This is a genomic window from Pseudomonas japonica, assembly GCF_013522925.1.
Classification (GTDB): Bacteria; Pseudomonadota; Gammaproteobacteria; order Pseudomonadales; family Pseudomonadaceae; genus Aquipseudomonas; species Aquipseudomonas japonica_A.
Genome location: NZ_JAAMQU010000003.1, coordinates 181,179 through 196,128, shown reverse-complemented (window position 1 = coordinate 196,128; position 14,950 = coordinate 181,179). Strand labels below are relative to the sequence as shown.

Here is a 14,950-nt window from a genome sequence, read left to right as displayed (position 1 = left end):
AGGCGAGGAAGCGGAGTTTACTAGGTGTAAATGAGCATTCCGAGCCTGCTTTTAACGCAGCATCACCGAGCGCCGGGACATTTCTACAAGCTGGCGCTGGCTCGGCGGCGCTGTTCCACCTGATTCATCCCCTGCCGCGTCGACAGATCACGTCGAAGGCCGGCGATCAGGTTGGAGATCGCGCGGCTGCTGTTGAGCTCGCGAGTATTGATACCGGTGACCATGAAATCCGGGCGGTCGGAGCCCTTTTCGAAAACCTTGACGGTGAGCGACTGATCCGGCCCCTGGGTGCATTGGCACCGCTGGGGAAGAAAGCTGCTTTCAATGATATTGCGTAGTTCAAGTGTAGACAGCATCGCGCCTCTCCCTCGTCACAGTTAGCGCCCCGAACGTTCGCCTGCAGGCTTCGGATTGAAGCCACATCGTCAGGTGACCGGTTCATCATGATCCGGCGTTTCCGGGCTCCTATACGAAGAGCACCTTCCATGCCGCCCTTGGCACCGTCCGTCTGGGCTTGTTTATCAATCACTTAGGCTGATGTCTTCACAAACACCTGAAAAGCTACCATGCGCAATGCCCGAAAAGGTGTCGCACCTGCCTGCAAACTGCACGACCCTGCCCGGATGCGTGCACTGAACTAAGCTGCGTCAGCATCGGTCCTTTAAGGATCTCCCCGCTTGATTGCAGGTTTGCCTCATGCCCCGTGCTATCTGGAAAGGCGCCGTCAGTTTCGGCCTGGTTCATATCCCCGTTGCGCTGGTTTCGGCTACCGCCTCCAAAGGGGTGGATTTCGACTGGCTCGATAAGCGCAGCATGGACCCCGTGGGCTATAAGCGCATCAACAAGGTCAGCGGTGAGGAAATGGACCGCGAGAACATCGTCAAGGGCGTGCAGTACGAGAAAGGTCGCTATGTTGTACTCAGCGAAGAGGAAATTCGCGCAGCGCACCCGGTGTCCACCCAGACCATAGAGATTTTCTCGTTTGTGGACAGCTCGCAGATCCCACTGCCCAATATCGACACGCCTTACTACCTCGCCCCCGATAAACGCGGCGAAAAAGTGTATGCGCTGTTGCGGGAAACCCTTCGGCAAACCAACAAGGTGGCCTTGGCGCTTGTCGTCCTGCACACACGCCAGTACCTGTCCGCATTGATGCCACTGGACGACGCTCTGGTATTGGTAAAACTTCGTTGGCCGGCGGAAGTGCGTAGCCTCGATACCTTGGAACTGAGTGCCGAGGCCAAAAAGGCAGAACTCAAGAAAGGCGAGCTGGAGATGGCCAAGCGGCTGGTGGAAGACATGAGCGGAGATTGGAGCCCGGAGGAGTATACCGATCAGTTCGAAGCCAAGATCATGGAACTGGTGGACCGCAAGGCCCACGAGGGCAAGATCGAAGAAGTGGAAACCGCCGAAGACACCGGCAAGCAAGGGGCCGACGTCATCGACCTTACCGAGTTGCTCAAGCGTAGCCTGGGGGGCAAAACGGCGCCCAAGGCGGCCGGGAAAGCCACCGAGGAAAAACCTGCCACGGCCAAGCCGTCCAAGTCACGTACCCCTCGCAAGTCCCGTAAAGCATCGTAGGGCTGAACCCGCCGCTGCGCTTCCGATTGTCGCCGGGACTTGCCAGCTTCTTCAGCCTTGCGGATGATGCCATGGAGGCCTTGGCAAATGATCGAGGCCGGCCAGAATCGCAATGGAGGCGTAGCAGCAAATGAGCCTTGGCAAGACCGAACAGGACCTCAAGCGTGAACTTGAAAACATCGCCTCGGACTTGAAATGGTCTGCAGTCGAATTAAAGGGTATCGCCCAGCGGCTCGAGCATAGCCACAACCAGCCGGATGCTCAGGCGCTGTTGCGAATGATCACGGTGTTCGAGCGTGGCGAGGCACGGCTCAAGCGGTATGCCGAAGACGTCCAGGCGGGGCACTTCAAAGCGGCTGCAGTACAGCCTGCGCAGGGCGCCGATCTTTCGACCTGAGCGGGCGCAGGATTCGCTGAATCTTCACACGCTTGTTACACGGATTTGCGTAAGCGCGCGGAACCCTTGGAATTTTTGCGGTCATAGGCTTGCGCGCCGCGTTGGCCGAGCGCAAATGCCAAGGCTGTCAGCCAGGGGATGCTTATAGCCATGAGGGAGTTCGATGCTGTGACGGGAGTGCCATTGGCTACAGAGCCAGCCCGCCTGAAGGTGCTGATTGCAGAAGACGACGAGCTTCTACGATGGATCGCAGAAGAAGTTGTAGAGCAACTTGGGCTGGGTGTGGTCAGCTTCGAATGCGCCGACGAGGCCATCACCTACATGCGCGCCAATCCCGATGAGGTGTCCATGGTGGTAACGGACTACATCATGCCGGGGGAGCTCGACGGGTGGGAATTCGCCAAGCAGGTGTGCAGGAAATGGCCGGAAGTACCGGTAATTCTTACTACTGGCTCGGCTGGTGAAAGCGAAGGCAACATACGCTTTTTGCAAAAGCCTTGGCAGATCGGCGAACTCACTGACCTTATCCGTTCAGCCGTAGCAGCCATCCAGCGACGTCAACAGCGCTGATACTTCTCTCAATGCCTCTCGCTCGCTTTCCTTACCCTTACTAAATATTTCGTGGCGGACATGTCCGCCCGCAAGCCCTGCCCTCTTCCCGCCGTTTCCGTTTCTCAACCGACTTAAGTCGCGTTGACAAATGTTTTGACGCATGTCGATAATCCTCAAGACGTACGACAACGGATAACTCCTCCGTGAGGTCGTTGCGGGCCCCTGCTGACAAAAACAATAACGAACGGAGACACCATGGACTTCAAACGCAAGCTGCTCACTGCGGCACTCCCCCTTGTTTTCTGCATGTCCACTGCGGCTATGGCAGAGGTCAAGATCAAGTTTGCCGAAGTGCATCCAGCCGGGTACCCCCCGGTTGTCGCAGAACAGGAGATGGGCAAGAAGCTCGAGGAGCAGAGCAAGGGCGAGATCAGCTTCAAGATGTTTGCAGGGGGCGTACTGGGCTCCGAGAAAGAGGTGGTGGAACAGGTACAAGCCAACGCCATCCAGATGACTCGGGTAAGCCTGGGCATCGTCGGCCCGGTGGTCCCTGATGTGAACGTGTTCAACCTCCCCTTCGTGTTCCGTGACCATGCGCATATGCGCAAGGTTATCGATGGCGACATCGGCCAGGAAATTCTCGACAAGATCACCAACTCCGAATTTAACCTGGTGGCCCTGGCGTGGATGGATGGCGGTACGCGCAACCTTTACACCAAGAAGCCCGTGCGTGACATCGCCGACCTCAAAGGCATGAAAATCCGCGTTCAGGGCAACCCGGTGTTTATCGACACCATCAATGCCATGGGCGGCAACGGTATCGCCATGGCCACCGGTGAGATCTTCAGCGCGCTGCAAACCGGTGTTATCGACGGGGCAGAAAACAACCCGCCGACCATGCTCGAACACAACCACTACCAGAACGCGAAGTTCTACACCCTCACCCAGCATTTGATCCTGCCTGAGCCGGTAGTGATCTCCAAGGTAACCTGGAACAAGCTCAGCCCCGAACAGCAGGCGCTGGTCAAGAAGTTGGCCAAAGAGGCGCAGGCCGAAGAGCGGGTGCTGTGGGACAAGAAATCGGCGGATAGCGAAGCCAAGCTCAAGGCGGCTGGCGTGGAGTTCATCACGCTGACGCCGGAGCAGAAGAAAGCCTTCTACGACGCCACGGCCAGCGTGCGTGCCAAGTACGGCGCACCCTACGCGGACCTCATTTCTCGCATCGAAGCTGTTCAGTAAGGCTGCGGCCATTTAATGCCAAGCCAGCGGGCTTCACGCCCGCTGGCCGAGGGTGTGCGTATGAAAAACACAGTTTTACACATCAATGATGGGCTGTACCGCTTGTGCATCGGCATTGCGGGGCTGTCCATGCTCACCATGGCACTGATCATCCCGTGGGGTATTTTCGCTCGCTATGTGCTGGGCTCGGGTTCGAGCTGGCCAGAGCCCACTGCCATTCTGCTGATGGTGGTGTTCACCTTCTTCGGCGCCGCCGCCAGCTACCGTGCCGGCGCGCACATGGCGGTGAACATGGCCACTGAACGCATGCCCCCTGCCCTGCGCCACGGGGCGGCGATCCTTGTGCAGCTGCTGATGGCACTGGTCTGCGTGTTCATGGCAGTGAAAGGCATGAAGCTGTGCCTTAATACCTGGAACCAGTTTCTGGGCGAAATGCCCGGGCTACGGGTGGGCATTTCCTACCTGCCGATCCCCATCGGCGGCGTACTGACCCTGATTTTTGTGCTGGAACGGCTGTTCCTCGGTGACCAGAGCCACCGCCGGGCCGTGCGTTTCGACCTGATCGAAGAAAGCGAAGAGGCTGCCTGAATGGACGCGTTTATCTTGCTGGGCAGTTTTATATTTCTAATCGTGGTGGGCATGCCGGTTGCCTATGCGCTGGGCCTGGCGGCGCTGGTGGGCGCCTGGTGGATCGAGATTCCGTTCGACGCCCTGATGATCCAGGTGGCGGGGGGCGTGAACAAGTTTTCGCTGCTGGCGATTCCCTTCTTTGTGCTGGCAGGCGCAATCATGGCCGAAGGCGGTATGTCCCGTCGGCTAGTAGCCTTTGCCGGGGTGCTGGTGGGCTTCGTCCGCGGTGGCTTGTCCCTGGTGAACATCGTGGCGTCCACCTTCTTCGGCGCGATTTCCGGCTCCTCGGTTGCGGACACCGCCTCGGTGGGTTCGGTACTGATCCCGGAAATGGAGCGCAACGGCTACCCTCGGGACTTTTCTACCGCAGTGACCGTCAGCGGTTCGGTACAGGCGCTGCTCACCCCACCTAGCCACAACTCGGTGCTTTACTCGCTGGCTGCCGGTGGCACGGTGTCGATCGCCGCGTTGTTCATGGCGGGGATCGGCCCGGGACTGTTGCTCAGTGCAGTGATGATGGTCATGTGCATGATCTTCGCGCGCAAACGCAACTACCCCAAAGGCGAAGTCATTCCACTGCGCAAGGCGTTGAAAATTGCCGCTGAAGCGCTGTGGGGCATGATGGCGATGGTGATCATCCTGGGCGGGATCCTGTCCGGCGTGTTTACCGCCACCGAGTCAGCGGCGATCGCGGTGCTGTGGGCATTTTTCGTCACCATGTTCATCTATCGGGACTACAAGTGGCGCGACCTGCCCAAATTGATGCACCGGGCCGTGCGAACTGTTTCCATCGTGATGATCCTTATCGGCTTCGCTGCCAGCTTCGGCTACATCCTTACGCTGATGGAAATCCCGTCCAAGATCACCACCGCGTTCCTGACGCTGTCGGATAACCGCTACGTGATCCTGATGTGCATCAACGTGATGCTGCTGATACTCGGCACGATGATGGACATGGCACCGCTGATTCTTATCCTGACCCCGATCTTGCTGCCGGTGGTCACAGGCCTGGGCGTTGATCCGGTGCACTTCGGGATGATCATGCTGGTGAACCTTGGCATCGGCCTGATCACCCCGCCCGTTGGCGCGGTGCTGTTCGTGGGCGCGGCCGTAGGCAAGGTCACCATCGAGGCCACGGTAAAGGCGTTGTTGCCGTTCTACGTGGTGCTGTTCATGGTGCTGATGGCGGTAACGTACATTCCGGCAATTTCGCTGTGGTTGCCGAGCGTGGTGCTGTAAGCCGCTGGCGCAAGCTCCCCTCACCCTGCCTGCTGGCCCGGCGCGTATGCCGGGCCAGTGCGGCAAGGCTTATACCCCTTGCACGATAAATTTGAGTAAGCCGCCGGCTCAGTGATCCCGGAGATGGACCAGGAACACATCGAAATCCGCCTCCAGGCGCACCTGCACGCTCTCCACGCTGAACCCCGACACCCTGCTGCCCTGCTGAATCGAGATGCCCTTGCCAGGCTCGGGAATGTACGCATCGCTATAACGGTCATACACCCGCTCCAGCAAGGTCGCCTGCCTGTACTCGGGGTTGGTTTCGATGCGGTATTCGTTATGGAAATAAATTATTTTTGTTCTCATGACCGATGCTCCGCAGCATAGTCAGGTGAGGTTAGTACGTCCGGCCCGGCCCAACCAGTTCCATCCGGCTTGTACAAGCCCCGAACACGCGCCGCACCCGTATAACTGCCGGCAGACCTATGCCACAATATGCGCAATGTCTGGTCTCAACCCCCGCATTCATCGCCCCACAGCTCGGGCATAGCGTGCACAGCTCCCTGGGGCTCATGCACGTCGAATCAAGCCCACGGACTGGCCGGAGCTGGAAAAACTCCTGATTGGTACCAAATTGGTATCAAGCGCAGAATTAACATCGCAAGTTACTGATAGGTAAGGCTCTTGATCTCCACCGCCAACATCACGATGCAGTTCGGCCCCAAGCCGCTGTTCGAGAACGTCTCGGTCAAATTCAACAACGGCAACCGCTACGGCCTGATCGGGGCGAACGGTTGTGGCAAGTCCACTTTCATGAAAATCCTTGGCGGCGACCTGGAGCCCAGTGGCGGCCAGGTGATGCTGGAGCCCAACGTGCGGCTCGGCAAGCTGCGCCAGGACCAGTTCGCCTACGAGGCCTGCAGCGTGATCGATACCGTGATCATGGGCCACGAGCAGCTGTACAAGGTCAAGGCCGAGCGCGACCGCATCTATTCGTTGCCGGAAATGACCGAAGACGACGGCATGGCAGTCGCCGAGCTGGAAACCGAGTTCGCGGAAATGGACGGCTACACAGCCGAATCCCGCGCCGGTGAACTGTTGCTGGGCCTGGGCATTCCACTGGAGCAGCATTTCGGCCCCATGAGCGAAGTTGCCCCCGGCTGGAAGCTGCGGGTATTGCTGGCCCAGTCGCTGTTCTCGGACCCGGACGTGCTGTTGCTCGACGAACCGACCAACCACCTGGACATCAACACCATTCGCTGGCTGGAAACCATCCTCACGGCGCGTAACAGCACCATGGTGATCATTTCCCACGACCGTCACTTCCTCAACAGCGTATGCACCCACATGGCAGACCTGGATTACGGCGAATTGCGCCTGTTCCCGGGCAACTATGACGAGTACATGACCGCCGCCACCCAGTCGCGCGAGCAACTGCTGGCCGACAACGCCAAGAAGAAAGCCCAGATCGCCGAGCTGCAGACCTTCGTCAGCCGCTTCTCGGCCAACGCCTCCAAGGCCAAGCAGGCTACCTCGCGAGCCAAGCAGATCGACAAGATCCAGCTGGCCGAGGTCAAGCCTTCCAGCCGTGTCAGCCCGTTCATCCGCTTCGAGCAGAACAAGAAGCTGCACCGCCAGGCGGTCACCCTGGACAACCTGAGCAAGGGCTTTGACGGCAAGCAGCTGTTCGATCGCCTGAGCCTGCAGGTCGAAGCCGGCGAGCGCGTAGCGATCATCGGCCCCAACGGCGCCGGCAAGACCACCCTGCTGCGTATGCTGATGGGTGAGCTGCAGGCAGACAAGGGCAGCGTGAAGTGGACCGACAGCGCCGAACTGGGCTACTACGCCCAGGACCACGCCTCGGACTTCGAGCAGGATGCCACCCTGTTCGAGTGGATGGGCCAGTGGACGCAAGGCGGCGAGCAGCTTGTGCGCGGCACCCTGGGCCGCATGCTGTTCTCCAGCGACGAGATCAACAAGTCGGTGAAGGTGATCTCCGGGGGTGAACAGGGCCGCATGCTGTTCGGCAAGCTGATCCTGCAAAAGCCCAACGTGCTGGTGATGGACGAACCCACCAACCACCTGGACATGGAATCCATCGAAGCGCTGAACCTGGCACTGGAGAACTACCCAGGCACCTTGCTGTTCGTGAGCCACGACCGCGAGTTCGTGTCTTCGCTGGCCACTCGCATCATCGAGCTTACGCCTGAAGGCGTGGTGGACTTCAGCGGCACCTACGACGAATACCTGCGCAGCCAAGGCGTGGTGTAACCGGCCCGCATCGGGCGAGAAAATCATTAGCCTGCTTTTAATTTTCTCGCTCGATGGCGATCATAGGTGTAGCCCCACTGCCCGCGAGCGCACCGATGACCACCCCTTCGAGCACCCTCCCCCCGCGCTCCGGCGCAGTTACGCTGCAAATCCTGTCCATCGTGTTCTACACCTTCATCGCGTTCTTCTGCATCGGCCTGCCGATTGCGGTGCTGCCGGGCTACGTCCACGACGTACTGGGCCTGAGCGCCGTGATGGCGGGTGTGGTGATCGCCGCCCAGTATTTCGCCACCTTGCTGATCCGCCCGCTCGCTGGCCGTCTGGCCGACAGCCTGGGTACCAAACGCACCATCACCTATGGCCTGTACGCCATTGCCGGCAGCGGTGCGCTCACGCTGCTGGCAACATTGCTGCATGAATGGAACACCCTGAGCCTGAGCGTGTTGCTGGTGGCGCGCCTGCTGCTGGGGGTGGGCCAGGGCATGGTGGGCGTTGGCACCAGCGCGTGGGGCATCGGCCAGGTGGGGCCTGAGCATACGGCCAAGGTGATCTCCTGGAACGGTATCGCTTCCTACGGGGCGATCGCTATCGGGGCGCCCTTGGGCGTAGTGATGACCAGCGACCTGGGCTTCCATTCCCTGGGCATTGCCTTGTTCGCCCTGGCGGCGTTCGCGCTGTTCATGCTGCGCAAGCGGCCATCGGTACCGGTGATACGCGGCGGCGAGCGCCTGCCGTTCTGGTCGGCGTTCGGCCGCGTCGCGCCATACGGGCTAGGCCTGTGCCTGGCTTCGATCGGCTACGGCACCCTCACCACGTTCATCACCCTGTATTACCTGGAACAAGGCTGGGCAGGTGCGGCGTTCTGCCTGACGGCCTTCGGGGCCTGCTTCATCCTCGCTCGGCTGCTGTTCATCAACGCGATCAACCACTATGGCGGGTTCGCCGTGGCATTCGCTTGCCTCAGCGTCGAGACGGTCGGGTTTGTATTCCTGTGGTTGGCGCCATCGCCCGTGTTCGCCTTGATCGGGGCCAGCCTGGCAGGGTTCGGCTTGTCGCTGGTGTACCCGGCGCTGGGCGTGCTGGCCATCGCGCAGGTGCCCCCTGGCAGCCGCGGCTCGGGGCTTGGGGCGTTCGCAGTGTTCTTCGACATTGCCCTGGCCATTGCCGGGCCGCTGATGGGCGCGCTGGCGGCCAATGCCGGTTACGCAGCCATCTTCCTCTGCGCGTCGGGCTTGTCTGTCGTAGGGCTGGCGCTGATCGGCTGGCTGTCGCGGGAAGGCAGCGGCCGCTGAGTCATTGATCGGCGGTCTGCCATCCAGCGCGGGTCGGCCGGCCCAGCGCCTGGGCGAAGAAACGCCCGGCTTCGTCGATCATCGTCCGGTGGATGCCCGCGCGATCCACGCCTTGAGCGTCCTTGCACAGTGCTGGCAGTTCCCGTTCCTGCTCCTCCGTGCAGGGCGCCATGAACACGAAGTGCCCAGCGCCGGCCAACGGATGGTAGCGCGCCTTCACCGGAAGCTTGCGGGCCAAGGCCTCGGCGTTCTTGTCGACCGCGACCAACTGGTCGTTGTCGCCGGCGTAGATCAGCGTGGGTACCTGTACCGTGGCCAGTGCATGGCGACCAAACATCAGGCTCAAGGGCGCCATCAGCAATAGCGCATGCACACGCGGATCTGCCTGGGCCGTGAGGTCCTTGCGGTCGGCAACCAGCTCGCCGTGGCCCTTGCAGGCGTCGGTGTCGTGGGGCCGCTCGATACAGTAGGCCTTCAGGCGGGACAGGTCCGGCCGGGCACCAGAGAGAATCAGCGCCGTCTCGCCGCCGGCTGAATAGCCAATCACGCCCACCTGCTCGGCATTAAGGAACGGCGATAGCATAGGCTCGTCGAGCGCGGAGGTAATCGCCGCAGAGATTTGCAATGGCCGGCCATACAAGTTGCTGAGGGTGCCCAGCCGGCTCTGGTCCAGGTAGTTGTCACCCGGATGGAGCACGGCCACCACCACGAACCCCTTGCCCGCAATGGAAGTGATCAGGTCATGCAGCGCCAGGGGCGTTCCGGTATTGCCATGGGACAGCATCAGCAGCGGGAAACGCCCCATTGCGATAGGCGCGTCTTCGTCCGCATCGACCAGATAGCCATCTACCCGGGCTGTGTGCCCGGTGACGCTGGAGGGATAGAACGCATAGGCATGCATTGGCTTGCCGTCCAGCGGGTCCGAGAAGGTCAAGCGATGCACGCCCACGCCCCAGTGTGCCCGTGGGGCGGCCTGAAGTTGCACCGAAAACAGGCCCAGAAGCACCAAAAGGCCCAAAGCTGTACACAGACGCTTCATCCCTACGCCCTCGAACCGTCTCAAGGGCGCATTACAGGCGGCGCCCCTAGCCTTCTTGCCCCATGCGGTTGTGCGGGGAACCTGATGGTCCCTAGCACAAGTTGCGCCAACTCCTTCGTGCCGGTGAGCATACGCGGGCGCATCCCAGTTCGACTGAGCGGTTGAGGGCGGAGTTCAGCCGTTTACCCTTGAGCCGTGGACCAATCGACCCAATGGAATTGCCAGGTCAGCAAAATGAGCAGCCCAAACGCCACCCGGTACCAGGCAAACACGGCATAACTGTGATGGGCGATGAATTTCAGCAGGCCTTGCACCGCGATCATCGCGAACAGGAAGGACACCAGAAAACCGAGCGCGAACACTGGCAGGTCCGAGGCCTGGAACAGATCCCGATACTTGTAGCCGGAATAAACCGCAGCCCCCACCATCGTCGGCATGGCCAGGAAGAACGAGAATTCAGTGGCCGCTGTACGCGACATTCCGAACAACAGACCACCGATGATCGTGGACCCAGAGCGTGATGTGCCCGGAATCATTGCCAGGCACTGGGCGCAACCGATCTTCAAGGCATCGGTCCAGTGCATGTCGTCCACATGCTCGATACGCACCTGATGGTTTCGCTTTTCCGCCCACAACATCACCACCCCTCCTACGATCAGCGCGCAGGCCACGGTTATCGGGTTGAACAGGTAGTGGTGAATCACATCCGAGAACAGCACACCGAGCGCCACCGCCGGCAGGAACGCGATCAGCAGGTTCGCGGTGAAGCGCCGTGCCTCGGGCTGGGTGCCCAAACCGCCGACCACGCTGATGATCTTGCCGCGAAACGCCCACACCACTGCAAGGATTGCCCCCAGCTGGATGATGATATTGAATGCCATCGCTCGCTCCCCGCCGAAGTCGAGCAAATCTGCCACGATGATCTGATGCCCGGTGCTGGAGATCGGCAGGAACTCGGTGAGCCCCTCGACAATCCCCAGCACCATGGCCGACGCGGCCGTCCACATGTCCATACAGTTCCCCCAGATCCGGCCGTTCTATGACGGTTTGAATGATTAGGCACACACTTTGGTGACAAAGGCGCAAGTTCCTGAGTTTTTTCAAGCATTTCCCTGCAGCTGAGCGCCCGCGCCGGCGATTCTGACTGATGCTTGACAGCAACGCCAGCACACCTGCGTGAGGGTTGTAACGGCACGGGTTAGGATGTGCACCCAACATTGAAGAAAAGGCGGGCGTGGCAAGATGAATGTGGTGGTGTTGACCGGGCCGGAGTCCGTAGGTAAAAGCGCGCTGGCGTTGCGCCTGCAGCAGCGCTATGGGGGGCTGCGCTGCGCGGAATACGTGCGTGAGTTCATCGATACCCACCAAAGGGAAACCTCGCTGGACGACATTCCCACTATCGCGCGTGGCCAACTAGCCATGGAAGACTCCGCGCGGATGGCCAACCCCGACTGGTTGTGGCTGGACACTCACCTGCTCAGCAACATCTTGTGGAGCAACCTGTTGTTCGGAAGCTACCCGGCATGGCTCGACATAGCGTTACTGGACCGGCGTTATGACCTTCACCTCCTGCTTTCTCCCGAAGGAGTACCCTGGATAGCCGACGGCCAGCGCTGCCAGCCAGATGTGACAGATCGTCGCGCATTTTTCGACGCTTGCTTGAACTGGCTTGTGAAAAATGAACAGCCTTTTATTGTGCTTACCGGGGACTGGGCAGCCCGAGAGGCACAAGCGCATGCCGCCATCGCCCGTATTTTCGGGGCAACCGCCCGTCCATGAGTACACACCGGCGATCGGGTGGCGGGAATTCAACCTCTTTGATGAAGTCTTACGGCTGCAAAGGGTGCCGCTTGTGATAACGGAATACTTCACAAAAATTTGTGGCCGCCTTTGTGACTCGCTGGTCGCGTCAGGGCATCAGTATTTCAACTGCCGCCTCAAAAGACGCGGCGATGTCAACCTGACGTGCATTTCGAGAGAGCAAACAACTCATGGACGCAACGCTGCGTGTGAACGAAGCCCTACTGATCGCCGGCAACGCTTTCGAACCCTTCCACTGTGTCGCCTGGACACAGCAAGACGGTGATGGCGCCCTTAGCCTTACCGTGATCGATGACCACACCAGTCACAACCTGTGCCGCGCTCAGCTGTCGGCCAGTGCCTACTCCGACCCGCAGCAACTCGCCAGCGCGCTTGAAGAAGTGCGTGCCGGCCTGTCTCGTCATGGCTATAGCCTGCAACCCTGGAGCATGCCGGCTTTTGCCCACTGATTACCGTGACCGGCCGTAATCGCCGAAACGGCGCGTAATGTCTATCGACTGGCAGCGGGTGCTGCTGGACAAGCAGTCACTGGCCTTTCTGTGGGAAGTGGCCGGGCGCACGCTGCTGGCTTATGCAGTGGTCTTCGTCTTCCTGAAGATTGCCGGCCGGCGGGGCGTGCGCCAGCTATCCCTGTTCGAGCTGGTGGTCATCCTCACGCTCGGCTCCGCGGCCGGCGACGTTACGTTTTACGACGATGTACCTGTGCTGCCGGTGCTCACAGTGTTTCTGGTAATGACGCTGTTGTACCGCTTCACAACCTTTGTGATCGAACGCAGCAGCCGCTTCGGTGAATGGCTGGAAGGCCGCGCGATTCTCATTATTCGTGACGGCGTGTTCGAGCTCGAAACCCTGGACAAGGGTAACGTTACCCACGACGAGTTCCTCATGGAGCTGCGCTTGCATGGGGCTGAGCATCTGGGCCAGATTCGCCTGGCGTTACTCGAGGTGAACGGCGACGTCAGCGTGTACTTCTATGAACGGGATGAAGTGCAGCCAGGGCTGTCGATCCTGCCGCGGGAGTTCCGCTCACCTTCCGAAGCGCCCGAGGCGAGCGGGCTGTATGCCTGTGAGCACTGCGGCGGCGTGCAGCGGCTGGCAGGCCACCAAAAGCTGGACTGCCCCCGCTGCAAGCGCAAGGTCTGGAGCCAGGCCATCACCCGGCCAAGGGCTGGATAGCCGTGAGACCGCGCTGGCTACTGTGGGAGAATGTTCGCAGGCTTTCGCCTACTCCCACAGAGTCCAACGTTTTTTTCAACCCGGTGGCAAGGCGTCAAGATGCACGTATTCCGCCTCCAGAAGCCTGGCCAGCTCACGCCCCTTGCCCAGCCGCACCCCGCCCAGTTCCATGTCCACCAGCAAGGTGTCACACCCCACACTTTGTATACCCTGCACTGTCTTCAAACGCCCGTCGGTGATCACCACGCAGCGGTAAACACGCCCGGCGTCGGCCGATTGCTGCCGGGCCAGCCAGGTTTTTGCTTCGCTGAGCGCTTCAGGTAGCGGCGTGCCGCCGCCGGCACCGAGCTGATCAAGCCAGGGCCCCAGCGCGCGGGAGGCTTTAAGGCCATGGCGCTGCCATTGAGCGCCAGCGCCACTGGCGGTGATCAGGGCCAACCGCGCCCGCTGGCGGTAAGCCTGGTCGAACAAAGCCTGTAAAAACCCCTTGGCGCGAGACAGTGCGCCGTGACGGCGGGTGGATGCCGAAGTATCCACCACGATCAGCCACAGCGGCGGCGCATGGGCCGGGCCGGCTTGCCACTGCACATCCGCTCGGCTTGCGGGGCGGCCCTTCGCTAGCGTGGGCACCCAGGCGATGCGCCCACTATGGCCCCGGCGCCCGCTCCGCTGACTGGCTTTGCCCACAACGCTTGTGCGCTTCGCCCCCGCCTGGGCCAAGCGGGGGCTCAATGCTTTTTTGGCCACCCCGGCAGGCCCGTACGTGGGCCTGTGGCAACCACTTGCGCGGGCATCTGCCCCCAGTCACCCGCCGCCCCTTGCCGGGGCTGTTGCGGTTGCTGAGGTTGTGGGGCGCTTGAACTTGCCGGGGGTGTCAGCGGCGCGGGGCTCTGCCGACGGTGACGCAGCGCAAACTCCGCCACTGCATCAATGTCCACGTCCTCGATACCCGCCCCACCGCGCCAGGCCGCGTGGGCACGGGCGGCGCGCAGCCACACCAGGTCCGCGCGCAGGCCGTCCACCCCCGCGGCATGGCAGGCCTCGCTGATGCTCGACAATGCAGCGTCATCCAACGGTATGTCATTCAACCGCGCCCGTGCTTCGCGGCAGCGTTGGCCAAGGTTGGCCTGCTCGCTCGCCCAGTGTTCGCAGAAGCCGGCCGGGTCGTTGTCGAACGCCAGGCGCCGACGGATGATGGCCTGACGCTCGGCGGGCTCGGGCCGCTGTTCCAGCGCGACGTTCAAGCCAAAGCGGTCCAGCAGTTGCGGCCTGAGCTCACCCTCTTCCGGGTTCATGGTCCCGATCAACACGAAACGCGACGGATGCTGGTGAGAAATGCCGTCGCGCTCCACGCGGTTCACTCCACTGGCGGCGACATCCAGCAACAGGTCTACCAGCGGGTCAGGCAACAGATTCACTTCATCGACGTACAGCACACCCCCGTCGGCGGCCGCCAGTACACCGGGCGAGAAGCGGACCTGCCCCTGCCCCAGCGCGGCGTCCAGGTCGAGCGTGCCGGCAACGCGGTCTTCACTGGCGCCCAGCGGCAAGGTCACGAAAGGCGCCCCCTCCAGCAGGTCAGCCAGCCCGCGGGCCAAGGTGCTCTTGGCCATGCCACGCGGCCCCTCAATCAGCACGCCGCCGATCTTCGGATCAATCGCGGCCAGGCACAGCGCCAGCTTGAGCGGCTCGGCGCCAACGACCGCGCTCAGCGGATAGTGAAACGTCATC

The 14,950-nt window shown here is 61.1% G+C and carries 17 protein-coding genes and 1 pseudogene; 12 read left to right on the top strand and 6 right to left on the bottom strand.

All coding sequences use genetic code 11. The features are described from left to right. Window positions 1-83: 83 nt before the first annotated feature. Window positions 84-356 carry a DUF1652 domain-containing protein gene (locus G7016_RS06050; RefSeq protein ID WP_181111939.1) on the bottom strand — a complete coding sequence of 91 codons (273 nt, stop codon included), beginning with the start codon at window positions 354-356 and terminating at the stop codon, window positions 84-86. Between the two features lie 340 nt (window positions 357-696). Here G7016_RS06050 and ku point away from each other — a divergent pair, with 340 nt between their 5' ends. The 6 genes from ku to G7016_RS06020 all read left to right on the top strand — a co-directional run bounded on the left by ku (window position 697) and on the right by G7016_RS06020 (window position 5,638). After that, window positions 697-1,581 carry a non-homologous end joining protein Ku gene (gene ku, locus G7016_RS06045; RefSeq protein ID WP_181111938.1) on the top strand — a complete coding sequence of 295 codons (885 nt, stop codon included), beginning with the start codon at window positions 697-699 and terminating at the stop codon, window positions 1,579-1,581. Between the two features lie 130 nt (window positions 1,582-1,711). After that, window positions 1,712-1,978 (top strand): hypothetical protein, encoded by a 267-nt coding sequence (locus tag G7016_RS06040; RefSeq protein WP_181111937.1) that lies wholly within the window; start codon window positions 1,712-1,714, stop codon window positions 1,976-1,978. A 150-nt stretch (window positions 1,979-2,128) separates the two neighbouring features. Continuing rightward, complete coding sequence (locus tag G7016_RS06035; protein WP_181111936.1) at window positions 2,129-2,548, top strand: response regulator; 420 nt, start codon at window positions 2,129-2,131, stop codon at window positions 2,546-2,548. A gap of 237 nt (window positions 2,549-2,785) precedes the next feature. After that, window positions 2,786-3,769, top strand: coding sequence for a TRAP transporter substrate-binding protein (locus G7016_RS06030; protein WP_181111935.1), 984 nt, complete (start codon window positions 2,786-2,788; stop codon window positions 3,767-3,769). Window positions 3,770-3,829: 60 nt separating this feature from the next. Then, entirely contained in the window at window positions 3,830-4,357 is a 528-nt protein-coding gene (locus G7016_RS06025; RefSeq protein ID WP_181111934.1) for a TRAP transporter small permease, read from the top strand. After that, window positions 4,358-5,638 (top strand): TRAP transporter large permease, encoded by a 1,281-nt coding sequence (locus tag G7016_RS06020; protein ID WP_181111933.1) that lies wholly within the window; start codon window positions 4,358-4,360, stop codon window positions 5,636-5,638. 108 nt (window positions 5,639-5,746) lie between these two features. Here the strand turns inward: G7016_RS06020 and G7016_RS06015 are convergent, their stop codons facing one another. Beyond that, a complete protein-coding gene (locus G7016_RS06015; RefSeq protein WP_181111932.1) occupies window positions 5,747-5,986 on the bottom strand; it encodes a hypothetical protein in 240 nt (79 codons plus the stop codon). A gap of 97 nt (window positions 5,987-6,083) precedes the next feature. Between G7016_RS06015 and G7016_RS24990 the strand changes: the two are divergent. The 3 genes and pseudogenes from G7016_RS24990 to G7016_RS06005 form a co-directional block, all read left to right on the top strand. Next, window positions 6,084-6,299, top strand: a pseudogene (locus tag G7016_RS24990) (site-specific integrase); the annotation flags it as partial. 5 nt (window positions 6,300-6,304) lie between these two features. Then, window positions 6,305-7,891 (top strand): ABC-F family ATPase, encoded by a 1,587-nt coding sequence (locus G7016_RS06010; protein WP_181111931.1) that lies wholly within the window; start codon window positions 6,305-6,307, stop codon window positions 7,889-7,891. Window positions 7,892-7,986: 95 nt separating this feature from the next. After that, window positions 7,987-9,183 (top strand): MFS transporter, encoded by a 1,197-nt coding sequence (locus tag G7016_RS06005; protein ID WP_181111930.1) that lies wholly within the window; start codon window positions 7,987-7,989, stop codon window positions 9,181-9,183. A 1-nt stretch (window position 9,184) separates the two neighbouring features. On the opposite strand, the gene G7016_RS06000 is transcribed toward G7016_RS06005, so the two are convergent. Further along, on the bottom strand, window positions 9,185-10,222 hold the full coding sequence (locus G7016_RS06000) for an alpha/beta hydrolase family protein (RefSeq protein WP_181111929.1): 1,038 nt from the start codon (window positions 10,220-10,222) through the stop codon (window positions 9,185-9,187). Between the two features lie 182 nt (window positions 10,223-10,404). Beyond that, complete coding sequence (locus tag G7016_RS05995; RefSeq protein ID WP_181111928.1) at window positions 10,405-11,235, bottom strand: undecaprenyl-diphosphate phosphatase; 831 nt, start codon at window positions 11,233-11,235, stop codon at window positions 10,405-10,407. Window positions 11,236-11,464: 229 nt separating this feature from the next. Here G7016_RS05995 and G7016_RS05990 point away from each other — a divergent pair, with 229 nt between their 5' ends. From G7016_RS05990 to G7016_RS05980, 3 genes are all read left to right on the top strand, one after another. Then, window positions 11,465-12,001 (top strand): AAA family ATPase, encoded by a 537-nt coding sequence (locus tag G7016_RS05990; protein ID WP_181111927.1) that lies wholly within the window; start codon window positions 11,465-11,467, stop codon window positions 11,999-12,001. A gap of 212 nt (window positions 12,002-12,213) precedes the next feature. Further along, the gene (locus G7016_RS05985; RefSeq protein WP_181111926.1) at window positions 12,214-12,492 is read left to right on the top strand and encodes a hypothetical protein; all 279 of its coding nucleotides are present in this window, start codon (window positions 12,214-12,216) and stop codon (window positions 12,490-12,492) included. Window positions 12,493-12,529: 37 nt separating this feature from the next. Further along, complete coding sequence (locus G7016_RS05980; RefSeq protein ID WP_181111925.1) at window positions 12,530-13,219, top strand: DUF421 domain-containing protein; 690 nt, start codon at window positions 12,530-12,532, stop codon at window positions 13,217-13,219. A gap of 75 nt (window positions 13,220-13,294) precedes the next feature. Here the strand turns inward: G7016_RS05980 and G7016_RS05975 are convergent, their stop codons facing one another. Both G7016_RS05975 and G7016_RS05970 read right to left on the bottom strand, forming a co-directional pair. Further along, window positions 13,295-13,858 (bottom strand): vWA domain-containing protein, encoded by a 564-nt coding sequence (locus G7016_RS05975; protein ID WP_181112195.1) that lies wholly within the window; start codon window positions 13,856-13,858, stop codon window positions 13,295-13,297. Window positions 13,859-13,947: 89 nt separating this feature from the next. After that, window positions 13,948-14,949 carry an ATP-binding protein gene (locus tag G7016_RS05970; protein WP_181111924.1) on the bottom strand — a complete coding sequence of 334 codons (1,002 nt, stop codon included), beginning with the start codon at window positions 14,947-14,949 and terminating at the stop codon, window positions 13,948-13,950. Between the last annotated feature and the right edge of the window lies 1 nt (window position 14,950).